A 2,483-nucleotide genomic window follows, 5' to 3' on the forward strand; every position below is an offset into this window, starting at 1 on the left:
GTAAGCGCCCGGTCATCTCATCTTGAGTTGCGTTAAAAGTCTTGGGAGCATCGTGTTCACTTAAATAGGTGGACACGTGAACACTATTGAAGAAGCAGTGGCACCTGGTCGTCGGCGCCGCCGGCGCTACAGCGTCGAGTTCAAGGCTCAGGTTGTGGCAGCTTGCCAGGGGCCCGGGGTATCGCTTGCGGCGATCGCGTTGCACCACAAGTTGAACGCCAATCTGCTTCGACGTTGGGTCGAGCAGGCCGAAACGAACGATTGCGTGCTCGTGGCGCGTAGCGACCTGACAGCGCCATTGGCAACGGCGCCGGCACCGGAATTTGTACCGCTGCCACTTGAGACGCGAGACACGCGTACAGCTGAGATTCGCGTCGAGGTGCGTCGCGCGGACCTGTCGATAACGGTTAGTTGGCCAACCTCGGAGGCAGCGCAATGCGCCGCGTGGCTACGCGAGTGGCTCGCATGATCCGCATTGACCAGGTGTGGCTGGCAGTTGACCCGCTGGACATGCGGGCTGGCTTTGATACGGCACTGGGTCGGGTGATCACCGTGTTCGGCGCCGCGCATCCGCACCATGCTTACCTGTTCGCCAACCGGCGGGCCAACCGCTTGAAGGTTCTGGTTCACGATGGAATTGGCATCTGGCTGGCAGCGCGACGGCTCAATCAGGGGCAGTTCACTTGGCCGCACGCTGGTAGCGAGCCAAAGCAACACGCGCTCACACAGGAACAACTGGCCGGCCTGGTGGTGGGTTTGCCATGGCAGCGCATCGGCGCGGACGGTGTGATCCGTGTCATTTGAAGACGCCAGGGACGTAAACTGTCGCGCTTTCGCGCTCTCCGGGGTTCTGGCAGACTCGTCTGCATGGACCTGCCAGCCGACCTCAACGCTCTTAGCCCGGAACAGTTGCGTGCGCTCGCCACACAACTGATTGCGCGCGTCGAAGACAGAGACCGGGAGATCGAGGAGAAGACCCGGGAGGTCGGTGAGAAGGAGCGTGAGCTACGCTACCGGCAGACCCGGATCGACCAGTTGACCCACGAGATATCTATTCTCAGACGTTACCAGTTCGGCAGGCGTAGCGAGCAGCTCAGCAGCGATCAGATGAACCTGCTGGATGAGGCGATTGACGCGGATCTCGCCGCCATTGAAGTTGAGCTCGAGCAACTTCAGCCGCAAGCCGCAGCCGAGTCGCTACCCCAGCAGCCGAAGCGCGCAGCGCTGCCGGCGCAACTGCCGCGCACAGAGATAAGACACGAACCGGAGAGCACCGCATGCCAGTGTGGCTGCGAGCGCGTGCGCATTGGCGAGGACATCAGTGAGAAGCTGGACTACACGCCGGGCGTGTTCACCGTGGAGCGGCATATCCGCGGCAAGTGGGTGTGCAGAAACTGCGAAACACTGATTCAGGCCGCGGTGCCTGCGCACATCATCGACAAGGGCATTCCGACCGCGGGACTGCTGGCGTCAGTGCTGGTTGCCAAATACGCTGACCACCTTCCCCTGTATCGTCAGGAGCAGATCTTTGCGCGGGCGGGCGTCGCGATACCGCGATCGACATTGGGCGCATGGGTCGGTACGTGCGGCGTGCAACTACAACCGCTGGTCGACGCGCTGCATGAGGAAATCCTGCAACAGGGTGTGCTGCATGCGGATGAGACGCCGGTACAGATGCTCAGCCCCGGCAAAGGCAAGACACATCGTGCGTATCTGTGGGCGTATACGCCGACGCTCTACAGTGAGCTGCGCGCCGTGGTCTACGACTTCGCCGACAGCCGAGCAGGCGAACATGCCCGAGCGTTCCTCGCCGGCTGGCAGGGCAAGCTGGTATGCGACGACTACAGTGGGTACAAGGCTGGATTCCACCAGGGCATCACTGAAATCGGATGTGCGGCGCACGCGAGACGCAAGTTCTTCGATCTGCACACCAATCACACCAGTCAGATCGCCGCGCAGGCGCTGCCGTTCTTCGCTGCGCTTTACGACATCGAGCGCGACGCTGCAGTGCTGCAAGCCGAGGAACGCCACAAGCTTCGACAGAGTCGGGCCAAGCCGGTCTGCGACGCACTTCACGAATGGATGATGGCGCAGCGTAAGCTGGTGTCGGAAGGTTCGGCAATTGCCAAAGCACTGGATTACAGTCTTAAACGATGGGATGCGCTGACCCGCTATCTCGATGACGGTCATGTGCCTATAGATAACAACTGGGTCGAAAACCAGATACGTCCGTGGGCCATCGGCAGGTCGAACTGGTTGTTCGCGGGTTCGCTTCGAGCCGGTCAACGAGCCGCAGCCATCATGAGTCTGCTACGTTCGGCGCAACTCAACGGGCACGAACCACACGCCTATCTGAAAGACGTCCTGACGCGACTGCCATCCCACCAGGCTAACGATATCGCAGCCTTGCTGCCCCATCGCTGGCAGCCAGCGGATCCTACCCGCTAGTTCAATTCGTTAAGATGGGTTTGCCGGCCGCTTAC

At 61.1% G+C, this 2,483-nt stretch carries 3 protein-coding genes; all 3 read left to right on the forward strand.

The annotated features are described in order from the left end of the window. Window positions 1–97: 97 nt before the first annotated feature. The 3 genes from tnpA (at window position 98) to tnpC (ending at window position 2,448) form a co-directional block, all read left to right on the forward strand. Entirely contained in the window at window positions 98–469 is a 372-nt protein-coding gene (gene tnpA, locus NE850_RS39245) for an IS66-like element accessory protein TnpA (protein WP_085954206.1), read from the forward strand. After that, the gene (gene tnpB, locus NE850_RS39250) at window positions 466–804 is read left to right on the forward strand and encodes an IS66 family insertion sequence element accessory protein TnpB (RefSeq protein ID WP_035518245.1); all 339 of its coding nucleotides are present in this window, start codon (window positions 466–468) and stop codon (window positions 802–804) included. The genes tnpA and tnpB overlap by 4 nt, the downstream gene beginning before the upstream one ends. A gap of 63 nt (window positions 805–867) precedes the next feature. Further along, window positions 868–2,448 (forward strand): IS66 family transposase, encoded by a 1,581-nt coding sequence (gene tnpC, locus NE850_RS39255; RefSeq protein ID WP_007182619.1) that lies wholly within the window; start codon window positions 868–870, stop codon window positions 2,446–2,448. Window positions 2,449–2,483 lie beyond the last annotated feature (35 nt).

It is taken from the genome of Paraburkholderia sp. USG1 (genome assembly GCF_031570135.1).
Classification (GTDB): Bacteria; Pseudomonadota; Gammaproteobacteria; order Burkholderiales; family Burkholderiaceae; genus Paraburkholderia; species Paraburkholderia dioscoreae.